Origin of the sequence: Sorangium sp. So ce128, from assembly GCF_051525245.1 — a bacterium.
Taxonomy (GTDB): domain Bacteria; phylum Myxococcota_A; class Polyangia; order Polyangiales; family Polyangiaceae; genus Sorangium; species Sorangium cellulosum_B.
Genome location: NZ_CP150313.1, coordinates 7,594,608 through 7,615,396 on the forward strand (window position 1 = coordinate 7,594,608; position 20,789 = coordinate 7,615,396).

At 71.3% G+C, this 20,789-nt stretch carries 22 protein-coding genes; 12 read left to right on the forward strand and 10 right to left on the reverse strand.

Going from position 1 to position 20,789, the window contains the following annotated elements:
- Window positions 1-55: 55 nt before the first annotated feature.
- Both WME82_RS28700 and WME82_RS28705 read right to left on the reverse strand, forming a co-directional pair.
- Window positions 56-1,018, reverse strand: a complete 963-nt coding sequence (locus WME82_RS28700) for an L-lactate dehydrogenase (RefSeq protein ID WP_438037900.1) — start codon at window positions 1,016-1,018, stop codon at window positions 56-58.
- A 65-nt stretch (window positions 1,019-1,083) separates the two neighbouring features.
- Window positions 1,084-2,274, reverse strand: a complete 1,191-nt coding sequence (locus tag WME82_RS28705; RefSeq protein WP_438037901.1) for a mechanosensitive ion channel family protein — start codon at window positions 2,272-2,274, stop codon at window positions 1,084-1,086.
- Window positions 2,275-2,357: 83 nt separating this feature from the next.
- Between WME82_RS28705 and WME82_RS28710 the strand changes: the two genes are divergently transcribed.
- Window positions 2,358-2,804, forward strand: coding sequence for a CoA-binding protein (locus tag WME82_RS28710; RefSeq protein WP_437973099.1), 447 nt, complete (start codon window positions 2,358-2,360; stop codon window positions 2,802-2,804).
- Between the two features lie 31 nt (window positions 2,805-2,835).
- On the opposite strand, the gene WME82_RS28715 is transcribed toward WME82_RS28710, so the two are convergent.
- A complete protein-coding gene (locus WME82_RS28715) occupies window positions 2,836-3,258 on the reverse strand; it encodes a cupin domain-containing protein (protein ID WP_438037902.1) in 423 nt (140 codons plus the stop codon).
- A gap of 221 nt (window positions 3,259-3,479) precedes the next feature.
- On the opposite strand from WME82_RS28715, the gene WME82_RS28720 reads away from it, so the two are divergent.
- A complete protein-coding gene (locus tag WME82_RS28720) occupies window positions 3,480-4,517 on the forward strand; it encodes a PA0069 family radical SAM protein (protein WP_438037903.1) in 1,038 nt (345 codons plus the stop codon).
- Window positions 4,518-4,679: 162 nt separating this feature from the next.
- Here WME82_RS28720 and WME82_RS28725 read toward each other — a convergent pair whose 3' ends face one another.
- Window positions 4,680-5,054: a molecular chaperone DnaJ gene (locus WME82_RS28725; protein ID WP_438037904.1), complete on the reverse strand. Its 375-nt coding sequence runs from the start codon at window positions 5,052-5,054 to the stop codon at window positions 4,680-4,682.
- A gap of 287 nt (window positions 5,055-5,341) precedes the next feature.
- Between WME82_RS28725 and WME82_RS28730 the strand changes: the two genes are divergently transcribed.
- Window positions 5,342-5,470: a hypothetical protein gene (locus WME82_RS28730; protein ID WP_438045024.1), complete on the forward strand. Its 129-nt coding sequence runs from the start codon at window positions 5,342-5,344 to the stop codon at window positions 5,468-5,470.
- 114 nt (window positions 5,471-5,584) lie between these two features.
- Window positions 5,585-6,022, forward strand: a complete 438-nt coding sequence (locus WME82_RS28735; protein WP_438037905.1) for an SDR family NAD(P)-dependent oxidoreductase — start codon at window positions 5,585-5,587, stop codon at window positions 6,020-6,022.
- 135 nt (window positions 6,023-6,157) lie between these two features.
- Here the strand turns inward: WME82_RS28735 and WME82_RS28740 are convergent, their stop codons facing one another.
- The gene (locus WME82_RS28740; protein ID WP_438037906.1) at window positions 6,158-7,009 is read right to left on the reverse strand and encodes a hypothetical protein; all 852 of its coding nucleotides are present in this window, start codon (window positions 7,007-7,009) and stop codon (window positions 6,158-6,160) included.
- Between the two features lie 307 nt (window positions 7,010-7,316).
- Between WME82_RS28740 and WME82_RS28745 the strand changes: the two genes are divergently transcribed.
- From WME82_RS28745 to WME82_RS28755, 3 genes are all read left to right on the forward strand, one after another.
- A complete protein-coding gene (locus tag WME82_RS28745; protein WP_438037907.1) occupies window positions 7,317-7,820 on the forward strand; it encodes a DUF1801 domain-containing protein in 504 nt (167 codons plus the stop codon).
- 710 nt (window positions 7,821-8,530) lie between these two features.
- On the forward strand, window positions 8,531-9,217 hold the full coding sequence (locus WME82_RS28750; protein ID WP_438037908.1) for a translation initiation factor IF-2: 687 nt from the start codon (window positions 8,531-8,533) through the stop codon (window positions 9,215-9,217).
- Between the two features lie 147 nt (window positions 9,218-9,364).
- Entirely contained in the window at window positions 9,365-10,630 is a 1,266-nt protein-coding gene (locus WME82_RS28755) for a lamin tail domain-containing protein (RefSeq protein WP_438037909.1), read from the forward strand.
- Here the strand turns inward: WME82_RS28755 and WME82_RS28760 are convergent.
- Window positions 10,627-10,842: a hypothetical protein gene (locus WME82_RS28760; RefSeq protein ID WP_438037910.1), complete on the reverse strand. Its 216-nt coding sequence runs from the start codon at window positions 10,840-10,842 to the stop codon at window positions 10,627-10,629. The genes WME82_RS28755 and WME82_RS28760 overlap by 4 nt on opposite strands.
- Before the next feature lie 265 nt (window positions 10,843-11,107).
- Between WME82_RS28760 and WME82_RS28765 the strand changes: the two genes are divergently transcribed.
- On the forward strand, window positions 11,108-11,887 hold the full coding sequence (locus WME82_RS28765; protein ID WP_437739704.1) for a sensor histidine kinase: 780 nt from the start codon (window positions 11,108-11,110) through the stop codon (window positions 11,885-11,887).
- 25 nt (window positions 11,888-11,912) lie between these two features.
- Window positions 11,913-12,371, forward strand: coding sequence for a tellurite resistance TerB family protein (locus tag WME82_RS28770; protein ID WP_012237886.1), 459 nt, complete (start codon window positions 11,913-11,915; stop codon window positions 12,369-12,371).
- Window positions 12,372-12,455: 84 nt separating this feature from the next.
- Here WME82_RS28770 and WME82_RS28775 read toward each other — a convergent pair whose 3' ends face one another.
- Genes WME82_RS28775 through WME82_RS28785 form a run of 3 tightly spaced genes read right to left on the reverse strand, consistent with a single transcriptional unit; the run spans window position 12,456 to window position 15,878 of the window.
- Window positions 12,456-14,114, reverse strand: a complete 1,659-nt coding sequence (locus tag WME82_RS28775) for an NFACT RNA binding domain-containing protein (RefSeq protein ID WP_438037911.1) — start codon at window positions 14,112-14,114, stop codon at window positions 12,456-12,458.
- A 21-nt stretch (window positions 14,115-14,135) separates the two neighbouring features.
- Window positions 14,136-15,119 carry a hypothetical protein gene (locus WME82_RS28780; RefSeq protein ID WP_438037912.1) on the reverse strand — a complete coding sequence of 328 codons (984 nt, stop codon included), beginning with the start codon at window positions 15,117-15,119 and terminating at the stop codon, window positions 14,136-14,138.
- A gap of 21 nt (window positions 15,120-15,140) precedes the next feature.
- Window positions 15,141-15,878, reverse strand: a complete 738-nt coding sequence (locus WME82_RS28785; protein WP_438037913.1) for a hypothetical protein — start codon at window positions 15,876-15,878, stop codon at window positions 15,141-15,143.
- A 133-nt stretch (window positions 15,879-16,011) separates the two neighbouring features.
- Here WME82_RS28785 and WME82_RS28790 point away from each other — a divergent pair, with 133 nt between their 5' ends.
- Together WME82_RS28790 and WME82_RS28795 are read left to right on the forward strand one after the other, a co-directional pair.
- A complete protein-coding gene (locus tag WME82_RS28790) occupies window positions 16,012-16,755 on the forward strand; it encodes a formylglycine-generating enzyme family protein (protein ID WP_437739708.1) in 744 nt (247 codons plus the stop codon).
- Window positions 16,756-17,142: 387 nt separating this feature from the next.
- Window positions 17,143-18,438, forward strand: a complete 1,296-nt coding sequence (locus WME82_RS28795) for an expansin EXLX1 family cellulose-binding protein (protein ID WP_438037914.1) — start codon at window positions 17,143-17,145, stop codon at window positions 18,436-18,438.
- A gap of 52 nt (window positions 18,439-18,490) precedes the next feature.
- Here the strand turns inward: WME82_RS28795 and WME82_RS28800 are convergent, their stop codons facing one another.
- The gene (locus WME82_RS28800; RefSeq protein ID WP_438037915.1) at window positions 18,491-19,132 is read right to left on the reverse strand and encodes a hypothetical protein; all 642 of its coding nucleotides are present in this window, start codon (window positions 19,130-19,132) and stop codon (window positions 18,491-18,493) included.
- A gap of 283 nt (window positions 19,133-19,415) precedes the next feature.
- Here WME82_RS28800 and WME82_RS28805 point away from each other — a divergent pair, with 283 nt between their 5' ends.
- Entirely contained in the window at window positions 19,416-20,711 is a 1,296-nt protein-coding gene (locus tag WME82_RS28805; RefSeq protein WP_438037916.1) for a hypothetical protein, read from the forward strand.
- Window positions 20,712-20,789: the final 78 nt, after the last annotated feature.

Genomic DNA, 20,789 nt, shown 5'->3' on the forward strand with positions numbered 1-20,789 from the left:
AGCACACCTCGAGGAATGCCTATTTGAAGATGGGCAACGGCCGCACGGGGTCGCCTCAGAATCCGAGCGTTCGGATCGCCTTGCGGATCGTGTCCGCGCTGGCCCGGACGCCGGCCTCCTCCTCGGGGCTCATCGGTATGGGCAGCTGTGACTCGATGCCGGACCGGTTCACGATGCACGGCACGCTCAGGCAGACATCGTCGATCCCGCGATAGCCGCTCAGCAGGCTGCTGACGGGCAGCACGCGGTTCTCATCGCGGAGCAGGGCCTCCAGGATCTTGGCGGTCGCGAGGCCGATAGCGTAGTTCGTCGCGCCCTTGCCGGAGATCACCTGGGCGGCGGCGTTCTTCACGTTGGAGAAGATCTCCGCCCGCTCGGTCGCGCCGAGGTGGCCGTGGCCGGGCACCGACCACGCGTCGAGCGGGATGTTCGCCACGCTCGCGCTGCTCCACAGCGGCACCTCGCTGTCCCCGTGCTCTCCCGCGATGTACGCGTGGACGTTCTGCACGGCCACGTCGAGCTGCCTCGCGATGAGGAACCTGAACCGGCTGCTGTCGAGCACCGTGCCGCTGCCGATCACCCGGGCGGGCGGGAGGCCTGTCAGCTTGAGCGTGACATACGTGATCAGGTCGACCGGGTTGGTGACGAGCAGGTAGAGCGCGTCCGGCGCGACGGCCTGGAGCCTCGGCAGCAGCTCGCGGCATATCGCGACGTTCGCCGTGGCGAGGTCCATCCTGCTCTGCCCGGGCTTCTGCTTCGCGCCGGCGGTGATCACGACAACGTCCGCCCCGCGGCAGACCTCGACGTCATCGCTGCCGTCGAGCGTGGCCGCCGGGACGAACTGCAGCCCATGGTTGAGGTCGAGCACCTCGGCGTCGACCTTGGCCCGGTTCGTGTCGAACAGGGCGATCTGCTTCGCCACGCCGCGGAGCAGGCTCGCATAGGCGATCGTCGCGCCGACGCTGCCAGCACCCACGATCGCGACCTTGCTGGAAGAGAGGGTCTGGTGATCAGGCATACCGCCGGGGTACAGCGCCGGGGCGGCTGCACCAAGGCAAATCGGGCCGCTGAGCCCGCGCGGGGTCAGCCGTGGCCGCCCGGCGGCGGGGCGGCCGGCGCCACGACGATCGCCGCCAGGACCGCCGGCGCCGCCCTCGGGTCGGCGGCGGGTGCTGCGGCGCCGGCGGGCCCTGCGGCGCCCTCGGCGGGCCCTGGAGCGCCAGCCGGGGGCCGTATCTCGACGGCGAGGGCCGGCTGCGCCACCGCGGGGCTGAGCGCCACGCCCTCGTCGCGGCACGCGCGGAAGAACGCCTTCATGACCTCGGACTCCAGCAGATCGTGGCGCTCGAAGTCGGCGATCCAGAACTTGATGACGTAGCGCTGGAAGAGAGGCGTGACGGCGGCGAGCCAGAGCCTGGGCGCGGGCTCGCGGAGCACCTCGGGCACCTCGCTGCAGGCGCGCTGGGCGGCGCGCTCCACGGCCTCGGGGGAGGCGGCGAGCGCGACGAGCATCTCGATGTTGCGCGCGCAGTTCCGGTCCGGCGCGCAGAAGTTCTGGACGCGCGCCTTGGCGATGATCGAGTTCGGCAGGATCACGACGTCCCCGGAGAACGTCCGGAGGCGCGTGGAGCGCCATCCCACGTAGATCACCTGCCCCTCGACCCCGTCGACGAGGATCCAGTCCCCGACGCCGAACGAGCGCTCGGAGTGCAGGGCGAGCCCGGCGAACAGGTTGCCCAGGGTGTCCTGCAGCGCGAGGCCGAGGACCACCGTGATGACGGTCGAGGTCGCGAGCAGCGGCACGAGGTCGACCCCGGTGACCGCGCCGACGATCGAGAGGCCGGCGACGAGGTAGAGGATCGTGAGCAGGAGGTGCCGCACAAGCGCCGGGAGCAGCACCTTCCGGCGCTCGGCGAGCCAGTAGTCGATGACCAGCGTCTCGGCGATCTCGATGGCGAGGTACGCGGCGAGGGTGAGCTCCAGGAGGAGCACGCCCTTGTGGAGCGTGGGCAGCTCTCCCCCGCGAAGGGAGATGAACGCGTGCAGCGCGAGCAGCGCGACGAGCATGCGCGCCGGCAGCCGCATGCGGCGGACCAGGAGGTCGTCCAGCGACGTCTGCGTGGCGCCCGCGAGGCGCGAGAGCGAGGCGAAGACCAGGCGGTAGGCGAAGAAGCCGAGCGCGAGGACGGAGGCCGAAAGCGCCAGCGCGACGGGCAGCGAGGCGGGAGAGCGGATGAGGTCGGCCCAGAGCGCGAGGAGCCGGTCGAGGTTCACGCGGCCGAGTCTGCCACAACTCTGCCACGGCCCGAGCGCGGGGATCCGTCGCCGAGCCGCGCCCGGGGGCGTAGACTCCTTCCATGGACGACATTCGCGATATAAGCGACGACGAGGCCCGGGTGGCGGAGCTGGTGCGCTCGGCGCGGCGGGTGGCCGTGCTCGGCATCAAGACCGAGGCGCAGTCGGATCAGCCAGCGTTCTACGTGGCCAGCTATCTGCAGGGCGCGGGTGTGGAGGTGATCCCGGTCCCTGTCTACTACCCTGACGTGAAGACCATCCTCGGCCAGCAGGTCTATCGCCGGGTGGCCGACGCCCCGGGCCCCATCGACATCGTCGATGTCTTCCGGCGGGGCCAGGACGTCGCCGGGCACCTCGACGACCTGCTCGCCGCCCGGCCGCGCGCCGTCTGGCTGCAGAGCGGCATCCGGAACGACCAGGTGGCCGAGCGGCTGGTCGAGGCAGGCATCCTGGTCGTGCAGGACCGCTGCCTGATGGTGGAGCACCGCCGCCACGCAGGGCGGGGCTGAGGCGTCGAACGTCGGGCTCGCCGCGGGGCGACTACACCGCTCGGTGCTGCGTCCCCTTCCCGTACGTGACCGCCAGGAAATCCCCCGGCTCGTGGACGATCATCCGGTGCCACACCCCTTGCGGCACCGTGCACGCCGTCCCTGCGCGGAGCGAGACGACCTGCTCGCCGCCCTGGTCCTGCAGCACCACGTCGATCGCGCCCGAGAGGAGGTACAGGATCTCGTCCCCGGCCGGGTGCATCTCCCACCGGGGCGTGTCCTCGGCCATGTGAAACCTCGTCACGAGCCAGCCATCCACGTGCTTGACCCGCCGGATGTCGGCGCCCGTCGGCTCGTCGGACATGAGCTCTTGCCAGAACGTCGGCTTCACGTCGATCTGCCGCGCATCCCCCGCGTCCGCGAGGTGCAGGTAGGTGCTGCGGAGATCGAACCCAGGCTGTCTCGGCTCGGCCATATTTCCCTCCCCCGTCTCGACTGAGGGCGTCCATGCCAGCAGGGCTCCCCTACCGCGTCAATCCGCTCTTCCCGCCGTGGCCTCCCCGCCGGCACGACCGGTGCGTCTCAGGCGCCCCGACGGAGCCCGCCGGGCTCTACTGAACAAACGCTCCCATCCTGACCGGGACGCGCTAGACTGCGCTCGCAGCGCTCGCCTCTTCGCCCGGAGTACTCCGCACCATGCCGCGCCCCGTGAACAACCCTCCGAACCCATGGTCGTCGACGCAGGTCGAGTACCTCGAAGAGGCGCCCCCGGCGACGCTGCAGATCTTCGAGGAGCAGGCCCGCTCCATCGTGACCGCGAACGACAGCCCCGATCTTCCATTCCGGTACAGCGTCAACCCGTACCGGGGCTGCCTCCACGCGTGCGCGTACTGCTATGCCCGGCCGTCGCACCAGTACCTCGGGTGGGGCGCCGGGACGGATTTCGACCGCAAGATCGTGGTCAAGTCGAATGCGCCCGAGCTGCTCGAGAAGGAGCTCAACAAGCCGAGCTGGCAGGGAGACACGATCGTGTTCTCGGGCAATGTCGATTGCTACCAGCCGCTCGAGGCGAGCTATGAGCTCACCCGCCGCTGCCTCGAGGTGTGCCTCGCGTTCAGGAACCCGGTCGGGCTCATCACGAAGGGCGCGCTCGTGCGGCGCGACGCCGCGCTGCTCGGCGAGCTGGCGCGCCGGGCCCGCGCCCGGGTCCACTTCAGCATCCCGTTCGCCGACGACGCGGTGGCGCGCAAGATGGAGCCGTATGCGAGCCGCTCGTCGCTGCGCTTCGAGGCGATGCGGGCGCTCTCCGACGCGGGGGTGCCGACGGGGATCTCGCTGTCGCCGATGATCCCCGGCCTGAACGACAGCGATGTCCCGGAGCTCCTGGAGCGCGCCCGGGCCGCTGGCGCGGAGAGCGCGTTCATGATGCCGCTGCGCCTGCCGCGCGAGGTGCTCCCGGTCTTCGACGAGCGCCTCGAGGAGGCCTTCCCGGACCGCGCCGCCAAGGTCCGCCGCGGCATCCAGGAGATGCGCGGCGGCAAGATGAACGAGGCCGCCTTCGGGGCGCGCTTCCAGGGCGCGGGCCCGCGCTGGGCGGCGATCCAGCGGCTGTTCGAGGTCCACTGCCAGCGGCTCGGGCTCAACGTGGCGCGCGGCAGCGGCGAGTACATCGAGCGAGAGGGCGAGTCGACGTTCAGGCGGCCGAGCCGGCAGGGGACGTTGTTCGACCTCTGAGCGTGGCCTGCGGGCTCGTCGTGATCGTGCACGACGAGCAGCGCCTTGCTTCGCCGGCGCCTTGATATTTCGTGACGTAGCCACCACCCGAGAAGGAAAGCTCCTACCGAATGATCGCGGCACCCGATGCATGACATGGCGCTCGCGGCTGCCCTTCGCCGATCACGATCCGGGCGGACGGAGCTGCTTGCGGACCTTCTTGATGAAGGTCTGGGTGCACTTTCCGTGGGTGGCCTCATGCTCCATGATCTCGAGCGTGAGCTTGGTCTTCGTCCCGCTGGAGAGATGTGCAGCCGCGTTCACCTCCCTGGCGAGTTGGATGCCTTCCAGCGACGCAGGTCCCTCCGGCTTCTCGACAGCCGCCTGCTTGTTCGGCTGCCGGAAGTGGGAAGGCTTCGTCTTGGTGACGTCGCGGAAGCCGGTGTCGTCCGAGCGCCGGCCGGTGCCGTGGCAGCCCGGACAGGTGGCGGTGGTGCCGGAGAACGAGTTGGCGATGCGGCCGTCGCCGCCGCAGATGCCGCAGGATTCACCAGCCATGAGCCTGGCCCTCGGGTCGGGGCAGGTGCTTCGGGTCCTTCATGCCCGAGAGCATACAGCCGATCGTGGCTCGTGGAAGCTTCGCCTGGGGTGGTCCTCCATTTTGTGCGTCGCGGCTGTGCTCCGCGTCGCGCGGCGTGAGCGTGATCCGCGTCGTTTGGCTCGCCCCGCGCAGGGGCGAGCGGGACGCCGCGAACCCATCCGGGTGGGCTGGCTCGTCCACGCGGAACATGGGTCGCATTCATCTCCCGGTGGACAAGGCGCGGTGGTGCTCAACATTGAGCAACGTGCCCCGGTCGACGTGGAGCAACGGGCAGACCGAGGATCAGGTGACGAAGCTGAAGATGCTCAAGCGCCAGATGTACGGCCACGCCAGCGTGGGGCTCCTGCGCCAACGATTGCTCCTCGCGGCGTAAAGCGGCATTCTGGAGCGTACGGCCCGCCTGCAGTACGGGAAGCAGATCTGCGACCTGGCCCTGCAGCACTCCCGGGACCTCAAGCCGGGTCTGGAGCTGGTGGCGCAGGACCTCATGCAGACGATCTCGCTGCAGACGATCATCCACCTCGTGTTCGGGGTGAGCCAGCGCGCACTGCGCCAGGCCCATTTCCGTGGATCGCACGCTGCGCGGGTCCCGTCAATTTCGCCCAAGCCGCGCCGGCGGAGGGTGGACATCCTCCGTCCCGAGGTCGCGGGTCTCGTCATCGGGCTGACCAAGGCCGCGGCCATCGATTTCGCTGCTCGCAACGTGCGGGTGAACGCGATTTGCCCCGGGGGCACGCACACCGCGATGTTCGACAGGTGGATAAAGGATGGGGCCGTGGAGCAACACGTCCTCGCGAGCCACCCGATCGGCCGGTTCGCGGACCCGATCGAGCCGGCTCGGGTGGCCCTCTTCCTGGCGAGCGACGAAGCGTCGTTCGTGACCGGGGTCGCCCTGCCCATCGATGGCGGGCTCGTCGCGGCCTGACACGGACGCTATGTGGACGGCAGGAGGGGGAAGCGCGGGACGACGAGGGGCCGTCGAGGGAGGGAAGCACGCCGCCCCGGAGCGCTCCGACCCGGGCTGGACCCGTGGCGGCGGGGGCGTGGCGCGTCGGCGCGGTCAATCCGCGCAGCAGAGCACGCCGCCGCCCTTGTCGGACGTCTTCGTCACCACGTTGGCCTCATCGCAGCCATCTCCGCTGCCATCTCCGCGGCAATTCCACATCGACCCGATGGCTCCGCACAGATCGTTCGAGAAGCGATCGAGCACGCCGCAGCTCGCGGCGACACGGGCGTCACCCATGGATCCGCAGCCGAAGAGGTCGTTGGCCGTGAGCGGCGAGGTCGCGCAGCCCCGGGCGCAGCTGCAGCCCGTGCAGGACGGGGAGTCCTCGAGCGAGCCGGTCGCGCAGATCGCGCACCCGGTGCTCCCCTGGCGCGTGGCGAAGAAGAGGTCGGGGCCGAACTGCGCGCCCTCGCAGCCCGTGGGCGAGCGGCGGGCGACGTCCTCGGCCCCTGCGCACACGTGAAAGCCGGGCGCGCAAAGGTCGGCGGCGCCGCACCTGAGCCCCGTGGGGTTGGCGCTGTCGTTGCCGGCGAGGTGGGCGCATCGCGGCGCGGTGGCGGTGAGGATCCCGGGGATGGACCAGCCGCCGGAGCAGGCGGCGATGAGCGGATAGACCGCCTCGTCGAGGAAGCCCTCGCGGGTGCCGTCGCTGCAGCCGCTGCTCGTGCCGCCGCCCGTCGAAGACGACGCGGCGGACGAGGAGGCGGCGATCGAGGCCGAGGCGGTCGACACGGCGGACGTCGAGGACGCCGCGTGGGTCGAGGCGGCCGGGGCGCCGCCGCTGCCTCCCATGCCGCTGCCGGCGCCGAGGTCGCCTTCGAGGGAGCTGCGCGCCCCGCACGCGGGAAGGGAGAGCACGGCAGCGAGAACCGAGAACGCGGCGCGGGGCGCAAAGGACATGTCCATGCCGCGATGATCGCACGTGCCACCGCGCGGCGAGAAGCGGCTCGCCGGGAGCGCTCGTGGCGTATCATCGTCCCCGGCCGAGCATGGACGCCGCCGCCGGGTACGAGGGATTCTCCGCCGCGCAGTGGGGCCGCCTCCGCGCAGCCACGCCGCTCACCCTCTCCGAGGCCGACCTCACCGCCTTGACATCCTCGCGTCGGTTCGTCTTTTCTCACCCTGAGCGCGTCCGATCACGACGGTCGGCTCACGCGAGATCCCCTGAAAGGGCGCTGGAGCTCGGGCCATCGAGTCAGGCGTACAACACATCATGAAGCGCACAACCGAGAAGCCGAGCAAGCCGCGAGCGAAGGCGCAGAAGGGGTCTCCCGAAAGGCGCGAGCCTCGGGAGGCCCCCGGAGCGCCCGCCGCGCCCGCCACGCCCGCCGGCGCGCAGGAGAGCCCGGCCGTCGTCGCGTTCCTGCGCGAGCTGGATCATCCGCGGAAGGAGGCGATCGTGGCCCTCCGGCAGATCATCCTCGGCGTCAGCCCGGCGATCCGCGAGGAGATCAAGTGGAACGCACCGAGCTTCCGGACAACCGAGCATTTCGCCACGTTCAACTTGCGCGCAAGGGACCGCGTCCGGCTCATCCTTCACCTCGGAGCCAAGGTGAAGGACACGGCGGCGAAGGGGCTCGAGATCGCGGACCCGGCTGGCCTCCTGGAGTGGCTTGCCAAGGATCGCTGCCTCGTGACGTTCAGCGACGGAGAGGACGTCCTGGCGAAGCGGGCGGCGCTGGAGTCCGTGCTGCGCGCGTGGCTCCGATGGCTCTAACCCCTGCACCGGTAGCGGGCGAGCGGGGTCGAGCGTGTCTGTCGTCAGCGGCGCAGCGTGAGAGCACCCTGGATGACCGGCGAACGGCCTCGGCCGCCGCTACTGACCCAGCGGCGGCGCGCAAACCTGGGTGGGTCACGACAGATCGTCGATAATGCTGCTTGCGTTCGACGATTTGTCCACCATAACGCAGCACGAACCGCGTGCAGCACCTCGAATCACGTGAATCTACGCGGCGCAATGATTGCCATCACCGCACCGTGACACTTGCTCGCCGCCTCGCGCTCGGCCTCGGATTCATCATGGTCATCGCGGTGATCGCGTGGGCCTCAGGCATCGTGAGCACCCCCACCCCGCAGCGGCCGCGACCGCCGGTGGTCCGAGCTGGCGCCTCCGCACCCGAGCCACCCTCCCCTCCCGCGCTGCAGCCCAGCGCCATCTCCGTCCCGAGCCGGCCGGCGCCTGGCGAGCCTCCCACCGAGCCCATACCGATGCGGGCTTCGGCGCGCGCTCCGGAAGATCAAGCCCCCCAGGAGCCCCCGTCTCCCCCCCTCAATGAGGAGCCGATCGAGCGTCCGATCCACGATGCCCCCACGAAGCCAGCCGCCCCGCCGCGCCCCGCGCGCCCGCCGGAGCAGTCCGCATTCCGGCGGAGGTTACAGCCCGGGCTGTGCACGGACCCCAGCGAGGCAGCCGGCGCGCAAGAGACGTTGATCTCCCACTTCCGCCACGAGACGTGGGGAGATGCCGGGCGCCTGTACGTCGACCCCAGGCTGCCGGACGACGCGCACCTGCCCCTCCTCGATCACCTCGAGCATGCGGAACGGGAGGTGTTCTACCGGCTGGAGCTCAAAGCCGAGCGCCCTGACGTCTTCGCGTACCTCGATACGGACCTGCTCACGGCTGCTGCCTGCACCAACCGCGGCGTGGTCGCCTTTTACGACGGCGCGCTGCACGTTGTCACGACGCGCGAGGACACTCGGACCAGCGTCGTGCACGAGTACACGCATCACGTGCTGATGAGCCACGGCATGCTGGGGCCGGCCTGGGCGCAAGAGGGCATCGCCATGGTTATCGCGCAAGAGATATGGTGGCTCGCCCCGGCTAGGCTCGAGCAGGTGAGGCACGCTCCGATGCCCCTGCAGCTGATGGAGCAGGCGGTCCCCTACACGCTCCGCACGGACGATGCCCTGATGTTCTATGTGCAAGCGGCCAGCATGGTCCGCTGTTTCGTTCGCGGCGACGACGCCAGGTTGCGGCGGCTCATGGATGCGATGGGCACGGGTGAAGAAGCGGCGCTCGGCGGCTCATCCGACGAGCTCGCGCAGCTCCTCGAGCCCTCCACCTGGAATTCCTGCATCGACTATCTGATGCGGGACATGGCCCCGCTGCGCTAGTCCCTCGTCGCCCTGGCATTACACCACGCTGGCGCTCGCGCGGAGGATCTCGAATATCAGCCGTTGTGACGTGGCGCGCTCGAGTGCTATCGTCGCTTGGTGCCGGCGACCGGTTGGCGAGAGCTCAAGGCCGAGGGGAAGAGGACGATGAACCTCCGGTCTCATGCGACCGTCGTCGCCATGGCATGGCTGGCCGCGTGCGGCAGCGGGTCGAGCGAGCCGCCGCTGCCAGCGCCGTCGGGCGGAGCAGGCGGTACGTCGGCGGCCGGCGTCTCGTCCGCGGCAGGAGGCTCGAGCGGGAGCGCAGCACAAACAGGCGGCGCGGGAGCGAGCGGCGGCGCTGCGGCTGTCGCGGGCTCGACCGGCGTGGCCGGCAGCCCGAACGCCGGCGGCGCCGCCGGAGCCGCCGACAGCGCCGGAGCCGGTGGTGCGAGCGCGGGGGCGGGCGGTGACGGCGCTTGCCCGGCGGGCTCGACGCAGATGTCGCCGTGGCCTGGCAAGGCCGAGGTACGCACGCTCGACAGCGAGGACGCGTTCGAGAGCGATCTGAGCGGGCTGACCTACGAGGCGCCCGGAGTGCTGTGGGCGACCGACAACCTCTCCGCCAGGCTGTTTCGGTTGTTGAAGAGCGGAGCGAGCTACGCGCCGGACACCTCCAAGGACTGGGCCTCCGGCAAACGGCTACGTTACCCGAACGGCAAGGGCACCCCCGACGCGGAGGGAGTCACGCTCGCCGCCACGAGCGCCGCAGGCGTCTACGTGTGCACCGAGCGCGACACGGACGATCCGTCCGTGAGCCGGCTGTCCGTGTTGCGCTACGACGTGACGGCCGCCGGAGCGACGCTGACCGCGACTCACGAGTGGAACCTCACCGCGCTCTTGCCCGAGGTCGACGCGAACGCGGGCCTGGAAGCGGTCACCTGGGCGGCTGACAGCTTGCTCACGGCGCACCACTTCTTCGACGAGAGCAAGGCCCGAGCTTACGTCCCGAGCGACTACGGCGAGCACGGCGCCGGCCTGTTTCTGGTGGGCGTGGAAGAGACCGGCAAGGTGTACGCCTTCGCGCTGGATCACGAGGGCGGCGCGGCCACCTTGGTGGCCAGCATCTCGACGCCGCTCGCGGGCGTGATGGGGCTCGAGCTCGACCGTGACACCGGGAGCTTGTGGGCATCCTGCGACGACACGTGCGACAACCAATCCGCCGTCTTCGGTATCGACGACGCGCTCGGGCGCTTCGTGCTGGAGCGGCGTTTCAGTCCCCCCAGCGGGCTGCCGGACTCCAACAACGAAGGCATCGGGCTCGCGCCGGACGCGGAGTGCAGCGGCGGCGTCAAGCCGTTCTTCTGGACCGACGACGCCGACGCCGACGGCTTTTCGGTGCGCGAAGGCTCGCTCGCTTGCGGTTGCCTCTAGCGACTGAAGGCCGTGTGGTGGAGCGGCAGCGCCTCGGGCGCCGGAACGAACACCACCCCTGAGCCGCTGTCGAGCTCATCACTCATGACGATGAGATCGGGAATCACCGGGGCACCCGTGCCGCTGCTCTCCCTGAGCTGGGCGGGGCCGAACGACGCCTCGCGCGACGCCGACGACCTCCTGTGCCCCGACTGGGCCCGACAGGAGCTCACACGATGCCCCGGCCGGGTGCGCCATCACGCCGCGCCGCTGCGGCGGTGCCGCGCCGGCCCCGGACAACCAGCGCCGCGGCCTCATGGCCCTCACAAGCCGCGAACCGCGTCGGAGCCCCGCCCGCGGATTGGGCCTTGCGACCGGCGCACGGAATGCTGTACCACGGAGACCGCAGTGCGTTTTCGTGGGGGGTCGCACCGGCGCGGCCCGCTCCTGGTCTATCTTGGACACGCGACGATGCCGCGCGCCCGCTGACGAGCCCTCATGACCTCACCTGCCCAGGATCGCGCCACAGCCCGCCCGGCATCCCGCCGCAAGCTGCTCCTGAATCCGCGATTCCAGCTCAAATACACCGGGCTCCTGGTCTCGGTGGTGCTCGCCGTCATGCTGGCGCTCGGACTCGTCATCTGGCAGACCGCGAGCGTCGCGAACGAACAGGCGCGTTACGCGGCGACCCAGGCGGAGCTCGCGCTCAAGGAGGCGGCGAACAGCGCCAAGATCCTCAAGATGAGCACCGCCGCCCTGGGCGGCGACGGCGCCGACCTCGGCAGCACCCTCGACGAGGAGCTCGAGAAGACGAACCGCGAGTACGAGCGCAACCTGGCAGAGGTCGCCAAGCGGCGCGCCGACGTCGAGGCGCTGCAAGGTCGCCTCCTCGGCATCCTCGTCGGCGGCGGCGCGTTCCTCCTCGCCGTCCTCGGCGTGCTCGGGGTCTTCATCACCCAGCGCATCGTGGGGCCGGTCCACCAGCTGAAGCGCCTCTGCCGCCAGGTCGGCACGACGCGGCTCACCATCGGAGAGGGGCTGCGAAAGGGCGATGAGCTCGGGGACCTGTTCGACACGTTCGTGCAGATGACCTACTCGCTCAAGGCGCTCCAGACAGGCAGGCTCGCGACGCTCGACGCGACCATCGAGCGGGCCGAGGCCGAGTCGGCCTCGGCCGAGGTGCTCGCGCGGCTGCGCGCGCTCCGGGCGCAGCTCTGCCTCGGCCTCAGCGAATCCGAGACGGTGCGGCGCCGCGGCCCGAAAGGTGGTGAGTCATGAGGCGAATCGCCGGAGCGGTGGAGACATGAAGCCTCCCGAGTTGGTCCAGCAGGCGGCCGGATTGCTCCGCGCCCGCTTCGATCTCAACGAGTACAACCCGACCCCGATCGTCGACCTCGGCGCGCTCGTGGCGAACGCCGACGGCACCGTCGACGCCGAGGAGATCGACGCCCTGCGCCAGCTCATCGAGCCGATGCTCGGCGCCCAGCTCAACGTCGAGCTCGTCCGCTACCTCATCGAGGCGAGCCTGAAGGTGATCGCCGCGGCGGGCGTCGAGCCGCGGGTGCGCCTGCTCGCGGAGATCCTCATGGACTGCGACGCGGTGGAGGAGGGCATCATCATCGCGCTGGCGGTCGCCCACGCGAGCGAGGGGATCTCCGACGCGGAGCGCGCGGTCATCGAGTCGCTCGCCCGCGCGGCCGAGCTCCCCGCGCGCCGGCTCGATCAGCTGAACGAGCAGGTCCGGGCGGCGTTCGCGACCTGACGGCGGCCCCCGCCGGCGGCGCGGGCTCCGCCGGGGGCGAAGCGCTGCGCCGCCGGGCGTGGCCTCCGCCGGCCGTGCGCGGCGTCAGCCCTCTTCCTTGGTCGCGAGCAGCCGCGAGAGGCGGCCGTCCTCGATGCGGACGGCGATGACCTTCTCCCGGTCGTAGACGACCGCGCCCGGGGCCGCGCCGCGCGGCTTGCGCACGTAGCGGCGCTGGACGTAGCTCACCTCGCACACCGCCTCGCCGCGCGCGTCGCTGAAGTGCGCCGCCAGGGTCGCGGCGTCCACCAGCACGTCCGCGGGGCAGCTCGCCCCCTTCGCGAGCGGCACGACGACGTGCGAGCCCGTGGCGCCCTTCGCATGGAGCCAGAGGTCGTGCGGCCGCGCGTGCTTCGTCGTCAGCGCGTCGTTGTCCTCGGCGCCCCGACCGACGAGGATGGCCGCGCCGGACGCGCTGCGGTAGGCGTGGAACGGCCGCCGCGGCGCGGGCCGCCCGGCCCCGAGGGCGCGGGCGCCGGACGTCCCGGGCTCGCCGGCGAGTTCCGCGCGCGAGACGCCGAGGGAGCGGGCGCGCTGTGCGAGCGGATCGAGCGACTCGGGGCGCGCCTCCGCCGCGGCGACGTCCGCCTCGAGCGCGGCGATCGCCGAGAGGGCGCGCTCGGTCTCGGCGAGGCGCGCGCGCATCACCGCCTCGCCGCGCTGGTAGCGCCGCGCCTTGGCGAAGAAGGCCTCGGCCTGCGCCTTGGCGGGGCGCGCCGGGTCGAGCGCGACCTCGATCTTGCCGCCGGTCTCCCAGTCGTCGAGGAGCGCCTTCGCGGCGCCCCGCGGCACACGGGCGCCCTGCGCGAGCAGGAGCTGCCCCGTCTTCTGCAGGCGCGCGACGCTGCCCAGCCGCCCGAGATCGCCGCGCACCGCCTCGGCCCTGCGTTCGAGCGCCGCGCGCCGCGTCTTCACGGCGCGCGCGAGCGCCGCCTTCTCCTGCCCGGCGGCGGCGTCGTCGCTCGCCTCGACGAGCGCCGCGCCGGCGGCCAGCGGATCCGCCGGGTAAGCGACCGCTGCCTGCGGGGCGCCCCCCTGAGGCGGCCAGCGGAGGATCAGGTGGCCGGCGGCGTCGAGCAGCCGCGCCTCGCCGCGGCGTCCCGGCGTGAGCTCCAGCCGCGCTCCCGGGGACGCCCCCAACCTGGGTGGGGACGCCACCGGCCCCAACCCGGGTTCGGGAACTGCCGCCGGCCCCAACCCGGGTTCGGGAACTGCCGCCGGCCCCAACCCGGGTTCGGCCAAACCCAACCCCGGTGCCGCCGGCCCCAACCCGGGTTCGGGTGCAGCAGCCGCCGGCCCCAACCCGGGTTCGGGCGCGGCCAACCCCAACCTGGGTGCGTACTCTCCACCCCCTCGGTCATTTTCCACCATGACCGCATCATCATCACCCGCGACGATCACGATGCCGTCGCCCCGCACCTCGATCGCCAGCACGCGGCGGCCGACCAGGTGCGCCCTCATGGCGGCGACGAGCGGGTGCGACGCGCCGGCGCGGAGCCGGGGCAGCCTCGGCAGGATCCCTACCCCTGAAACGCGCGGCCCGATGCCGGCGCCGAGCACGCGCCGCGTCCCGCCGTAGACGGCGAGCGCGACGAGCCCCGTCGCCGGGTTCGCGTGCGCCGCGTCGATCCGCGCCCCCACGCAGCGCGCGAGCGCCTCGGCGAGCGCCCCACCCTGCGCCGCGCCCCCCGTGTGGTCCTTCATGGCGAACGCCGCTCGTGCCCCTCAGCGCAACGCTTCGAAGTACGGCCCGCAGCAGCGAAGCCCGAGCTCGCAGGTCTCGCCGCGGTCCTCGCACGAGGCCACCTCTTCACCGTTGACGAAGCAGGAGCAGAGGGTCCTGCCGAAGCTCTGGGTGCGGCACTCGGCCGCGACGACCACGCCCCGGCACGCTCCCTTGCAACTGCAGGCCCCGCCGGGATTGCCGGCGCACGCGATCCCCGGGCAGCCGTCGCCGTTCGCGCACACGTTGTACTCGTCCAGGAACCGCTGGCACCGGGGCCCGATGAGGTCGCAGTCGAACCTGCCGTTCATCAGACAGTCGAAGAACGGGACGAGCAGATCGTTGCACCGGGGCGCCTGGGCCAGCTCCGTGTCACACATCGTCCCGCAGCCGCCCGGCTCCAGCGCCCCGCACGCCTCCTCGTAGCGCTCGCAGTAGCGCACGCACGCCGACCAGGCCTCGCCGCCGCCCGCCCCGGTGGAGGCGCTCCCTGTCCCCGACGTGGCCATCCAGGTCGCGCTGGAGCTGACCGCGCTGGAGCCGTTCCCGCCGGTGCCACCCACGCCGGTGCCGACCGCGCTGGAGCCGCCCCCGCCGACGGTCACCCCGGTGGACCCGCCCACGCCGGAGCCGCCCACGCTGGTGCCGCCTACGCCGACGCTGACCGCGCTTGCGGCGACTGCACCCGTGCTGATCGCGCTGGAGCCGAACGCGCCCGTGCCGATCGCGCTGGAGCTCGTCACCCCGGCGCCTCCTGACCCGTCGGGCATCCCATCGACGACGACGTTGCCACCGCACGCGCTCCCCCACGCCAGGGCGGCGAGCGCAGCGGTACGCATCCTGAGCATCGTCATTCCCATGGGCCGCAAGAGTAGCCCAGGAGCGCGCCCGGGCGCGAGCGCCGCGTCGACCCGCGCCCCCACGCAGCGCGCGCTCGTCTCGACGAGCGCTCCGCCCTGCGCCGCGCTCCCCGGCTGGCCCTCCATGGCGAACGCCGCGGGCGCCCCTCAGCGAAACTCGTCGAAGATCGGCTCGCAACAGCCATGGGCGAGGTCGCACGCCGGGCCGAGATCCTCGCACCTGGCCAGCTCGTCGCCGTTGACGAAGCAGGAGCAGACGATCCCGCTGCGCATGTCGGAGCGGCACTCGACCGCGAACTCGGCGTTCGGGCACGAGCCCTTGCAGGAGCAGGCCCGGTTGCGATCGGCGAAGCACTCGAGCGGCGTGCAGCCGCCGCTGGCCCGACACTCCTCGTACTCGGCCAGGAACGGCCGGCACCGTTCCAGAACGAAGTCGCAGTCGATGCTGCCGTTCGTCGCGCAGTCGAAGAACCGCGCGAGCGGCTCGTTGCACTGGGGCGCCTCGTTCAGATACCCCTTGCAGAACCCCTCGCACTGCCCCGGCTCCGCCCCCTCGCAGACATCCGAATAGGTCTCGCAGAACTTCAGGCACGTCGACCAGGCATCGCCGCCGCCCGCCCCGGTGGAGGCGCTCCCTGTCCCCGACGTGGCCATCCAGGTCGCGCTGGTGCTGACCGCGCTGGAGCCGCCCACGCCGACGCTGACCGCGACCGCGACCGTGCTGATCGCGCTGGAGCCGAACGCGCCCGTGGTGTTGGCGCTGGAGCTCGTCACCCCGGCGCCTCCTGACCCGTCCGGCATCCCGTCGACCACCACGTTGCCACCGCAAGCGCTTCCCCAGGCCAGGGCGGCGAGCGCAGCGGCGCGCATCCTGAGCAGCGCCATTCGCATAGACCGCGAGAGTACCCCAGGTGGGCGCCCGAGCGCGAGCGCGGCACGGGCGCGACGAGCGCGGATCGAGGCGAGCCGCCGCGCGGCCTCTCGTCCGCCGCGCGGCTTTGCGATAGAGACCCGCCGCGTGCTCCTCGACCTCCTGCTCGCCCCGCTGCTCGCCCAGGCCGACGCGCCGCCCCGGCCCGGACCCGCGGCGTCCTGCCCGCCCGACATGGTGCTCGTCGAGGGCACCCACGCCGAGAACGTGCAGCGCATCTGCACGAGCTACCGCGGCGGCCACTGCTTCGACTTCTTCCCCGGCCTGTTCGCCGCCGAGCCGCGCTTCACGCCGGTGCGCACGTGCATGGACCGCCACGAGTGGCCGAACCGGGCCGGCGCGCTGCCGGTCGTGATGCTCCGCTTCATCGAGGCCGAGCGGGAGTGCGCCGCCGTCGGCAAGCGCCTCTGCACCGAGTTCGAGTGGGAGCTCGCCTGCGAGGGGCCGTCCTCGCTCCCCTTCCCCTACGGCTACGCGCACGATCCGGCCGCCTGCAACGTCAGCAAGCCGTACCGAGGGATCAGCGAGCGGCGGCTCGCGTCCGACGACCCGGCGGTGCGGGCCGCCGAGACGCAGCGGCTCTGGCAGGGGGAGCCGTCGGGCTCGTATCCAGCGTGCGTGAGCCCGTACGGCGTGGTCGACCTGGTCGGCAACGTCGAAGAGTGGGTGTCGACCTCGCGCCCCGAGTGGCCACACCGCTCGTCGCTGAAGGGCGGCTACTGGTCCAAGCCGTGGGCGGGGTGCCGGGGGACCAACGACTCGCATGGACCGATGTTCCGGTTCTACGAGATCGGGTTTCGCTGCTGCAAGGATCCGCGGCCAGGGCCGTAGCACAGGGTCCCCCGAGGGCGAATCGGCGAGAGAATCGGTTGCCCGAGCGCACAGAGCGGAGGAGACCGGATGGAGGTCACGCCGAGCAAAGCCCCGCGTGCCGTGGAGCGAACGCGGCCCCTTCGACGCATCCACACTTGGCGTATCGGTGGCATCGTGGGAGCCCATGGCGCCTGATGTGGACAATCGACGCCATCGCAGATTGTTGTGTTTGAGGTGAAATGTTCGACAGATCCGCGGGTGCTCTCCGGCCGCGGACGAACATTTCAGAGTTATTGTCTGTCAAAACGATCTGACTGACCATCAGGTGATGGCCAGATGGCCAATCCGTGTCTATTACATCGTCAGGTGCGCCCTCTCGGCGCCCCGATGACTTGGAGAATCAGGATGCGATTGGGAGTCTGTCGTTCCGCTGCCGCGATATCTTTCTTCGGCCTTGTCGCCGCCGCGTGCACCGTCGGGACAGGGGGCGAGGAGGAGGAGGCGGACGCGCTGTACGGGGCTGTGGTGACGACCGACGGGCTCACGCCCGCAGCGCTGACGATGCCGTCGGACTGGGGGAGCGGCTACTGCGCCAACGTGATCGTCGCGAACGATGGGACCGCCCCGGTGACGTCGTGGACCGTCGTGATCAATCTCAATCAGTCCGCCGTGAGCAGTTGGTGGAACGCGGCGTCGAGCCAGAGCGGCTCGATCCTGACGGTGAGCCCGCGCTCCGGCAGCCCCTCCATCCCGGTCGGAAGCTCTGTCAGCTTCGGGTTCTGCGCGAACGCGACCGGAAGCAACTACCGGCCGACGCTGGTGTCGGTGACCAAGACAGGAGGGGGATCGAGCAGCTCGAGCAGCTCGAGCAGCTCGAGCAGCACCGGCACCGCCGGCGGCGCTGGCGGGGCAGGAGGAAGCGGTGGCGGCACGGCCGGGGCCGGTGGAAGCGGCGGCAGCGGAGGATCCACGGGCGCCGGCGGAAGCAGCGCTACCTGCTCGATGCCGCTGCCGAGCTACACGAGCGGCAACGGCTCTGCGACCTGGTACTCCCTCGACCAGGGCACCGCCCAGGTGAACTGCAGCTTGCCCATCCAGCAGCGCAATCCGGACAGCATAGGCCACGTCGCGACCGGCGGAGGGCGATATTTCGCCGCCCTGAACACCGCGGACTACAACACCGCGGCCGCGTGCGGCGCCTGCGTCGAGGTGAGCCGCGACGATGGGCGCAAGGTCGTGGCGACGGTCGTCGATCAATGCCCGACGGCGAGCAACCCCAAATGCAAGGCCGGGCACATCGATCTGAGCAAGGAGGCCTTTGCGCAGATCGGCGCGCTCGACGAGGGGTATCTGGGGACCGGCAACGGCGGAGTCAGGGGCAAGATCTCGTGGAAATACGTCCCGTGCCCCGTCGAGGAGAACGTATCCATCGTGTTGAAGGAGCCGGGCAACGCCTGGTGGAACGAGCTCCGCGTGCAGGGCCATCGCACCCCGGTGCGCAAGCTCGAGGTGTACGTCGGCGGGCGCTGGGCGGAGGCCACGCGGCAGCCGTACAACTACTGGCGCGTCGGCAGCGGCAGCATGGGGCAAGGGCCCTGGCGTGTCCGTGTGACCGACGTCCTCGGCAAGACGATCGAGACCTCGATCAACACCACCACCGCCGAGCAACTCACCTCATCGCAGTTCCCGGTCTGCCAGTGATCGGCGTGCGCCGGCAGGCGCGGTCGCATCGACGATCTCGACGAGGCAGAGCTCAGCGGGAGGGAGCGCCGGCGCAGATCCAGTCGTTGATCGTCTTGATATCGGCCTCGGGCAGCGGCGCGCTCGGCGGCATACTGCTCTCGTCAGGGTCGCACAGGCCGACATCCTTCAGCTTGTTCATGAGATAGCTGCTGCTCGGCTTGAACGGCACGACGAGCGCCTGCTCGCGGGAGCAGGACGCGCTGTCCTGAGCGACGAGCTTGCCGACGGCCGCGCTCGCGCGGAGGTCGAGCCCGCCGGACGGTGCGCCGGCGCTGCCGTGGCAGTACTGGTTCGCGCAGCTCCTCGTCAGGATGGGCTCCACGTCGGCGAACGCCGCCGTGTCCGCGCCGCAGGCGGGATCGCCCGGAGGCGCGCCGCCGCCCTCGCCCCCCGTGCCGGCCGGCGCACCGCCGCCGCCCTCGCCCCCCGTGCCGGCCGGCGCACCGCCGCCGCCCTCGCCCCCCGTGCCGGCCGGCGCACCGCCGCCCTCGCCAGCGCCGCCGCCGCCCTGGCTTGAGCCGCTGCCGCTGCTGGCCTGGCTGGAGCCGCCGCCGCTGCTGGTCGTGCTGGAGGCGGCACCGCCGCCAGTGCCCGTGGACTCGTCATCGGAGCAAGCCGCCGCCGAGAGCCCGAGAGCCAGGCAAAGGACCAATCGAAGCGAATCGTTGTGATAAAGCAAGGTACCTCTTCATGATGGTGTTGGTCACGCGGCGCTCGCCGCGCGAGCGATCGACGAAGAGACTAGAAAGCATGTGAACGCACGCGACGCAATCGCGTGATGGTGGACGAGGTGGTCGCCAAATTCCAACCGTGGCAGCGGGGCTGGCGCCTTGAGCGTCTGCCTGCCGACGGGAGTCGACGCGCGTCGATCAGAAACCGACGTCGCGCGCGCGTCCGGCTTCTCCACCGAAAGCACGCGGCGCTAGAGTACCGCGATGCGACAAACCTATTGGACCGGCCTGGCGGCGTGCGCCGCCCTGAGCACGGCGCTCGGCTGCAACGCCATCTGGGGGATCCCCGACGGAGAAGCCAGCGGGGATCCCGCGGCAGGCGGCGCGGGCAGCTCGGGCGGCTCAGGGGGCGCAGGGGCCACCGCGAGCGCAGGCTCGGGGGCCGGCGGGGGCGGGGGCGGCGCGGCCGGCGGGCCCTCCGCGGAGTGCCCGTTTGAGCCGTTCACAGGGCGCGCGCCGGGCGCGTGCCAGGCCGCCGACGGCGACCACGATTACCTCTCCGATCCGGAGAACTGCTGTGTGCCCGGCAGGAGCTGCCTCGGCGGCGCCTGCGAGGAGGGCAGGTGTCTGCCGGTCGTCCTCGCCACGGCCAACGACGAGGAGCACGAAGCGATCGGCCTCGCTGTGGATGGGGACGGGGACGATGGGCGCGTGCTCTGGGCGAGCGGCTACGGCAGCACGATCTTCGCGACCGAGAAGGCGGCTTCCGGCTCGACCGAGCCGCTGGTGGTGCTCGACTCGCTCGCGACCCTGCTCGCGCGCTCGGAGAGCTCGCTGCTCATCACCGACGAGACCGAGCCGGACGTTTACCGGATGCCGCTCACGGGGAACGTCACGGTCTCGACGGTCGCCAGCGCCCAGGGAGCGGCGGGCTACCGGCGGCCCGTGGCCGGCGGCGGCTGGGTCTACTGGATCACCGGAGTGATCGAGGACCCGGAGCAGGATCCCGACGCGCGCGATGTCCCGAAGCGCATCTGGGCGGCGCGGGCCGACGCGACCGATCAGACAGGCCTCCCCGTCTTCGACCGGAACACGTACGTCGGAGGCCTCGCGCTCGACGCCACCCATCTCTACTGGACCGAGCTCCCGCCCGGCGGGACGCACAGCACCGTTCGGCGGATGGCGCTCGGAGAGCCCGGCCAGACCGAGATCGTCGCGTCGATCCCCATCCACGACGGCGATCTCCCCGGAGACATCGCGGTCGGCGAGCGGATCTTCTGGATCAGCGGCTACGCCATCTACGCCGTGAACAAGGACGGTACCGACGCAGGGGCGCTCGTGGCGACGGACTTCCCCACGCGCCTGCTGGCAGACTCCACCTTTGTCTACTGGTACAGCCGCGAGGGGCAGCTCCAGCGGGTGCGCACCTCGGGCGGCGCGCCGGAGCCGCTCGCCGACAGCGCGGACATCCGAGATCTCGCCCAGGACTGCGGCGCCCTCTACTGGACGACCTGGGCCACCGACGAGCGGCCAGCGTCGGTGATCAAGCTGGCCAAGTGAGCCGCGCGCCTGTCGCGCTCCCGGCGAGGTTGCCACGATGGTTCTGCCACGATGTGATGAATACCCCTGGCCCGCTCC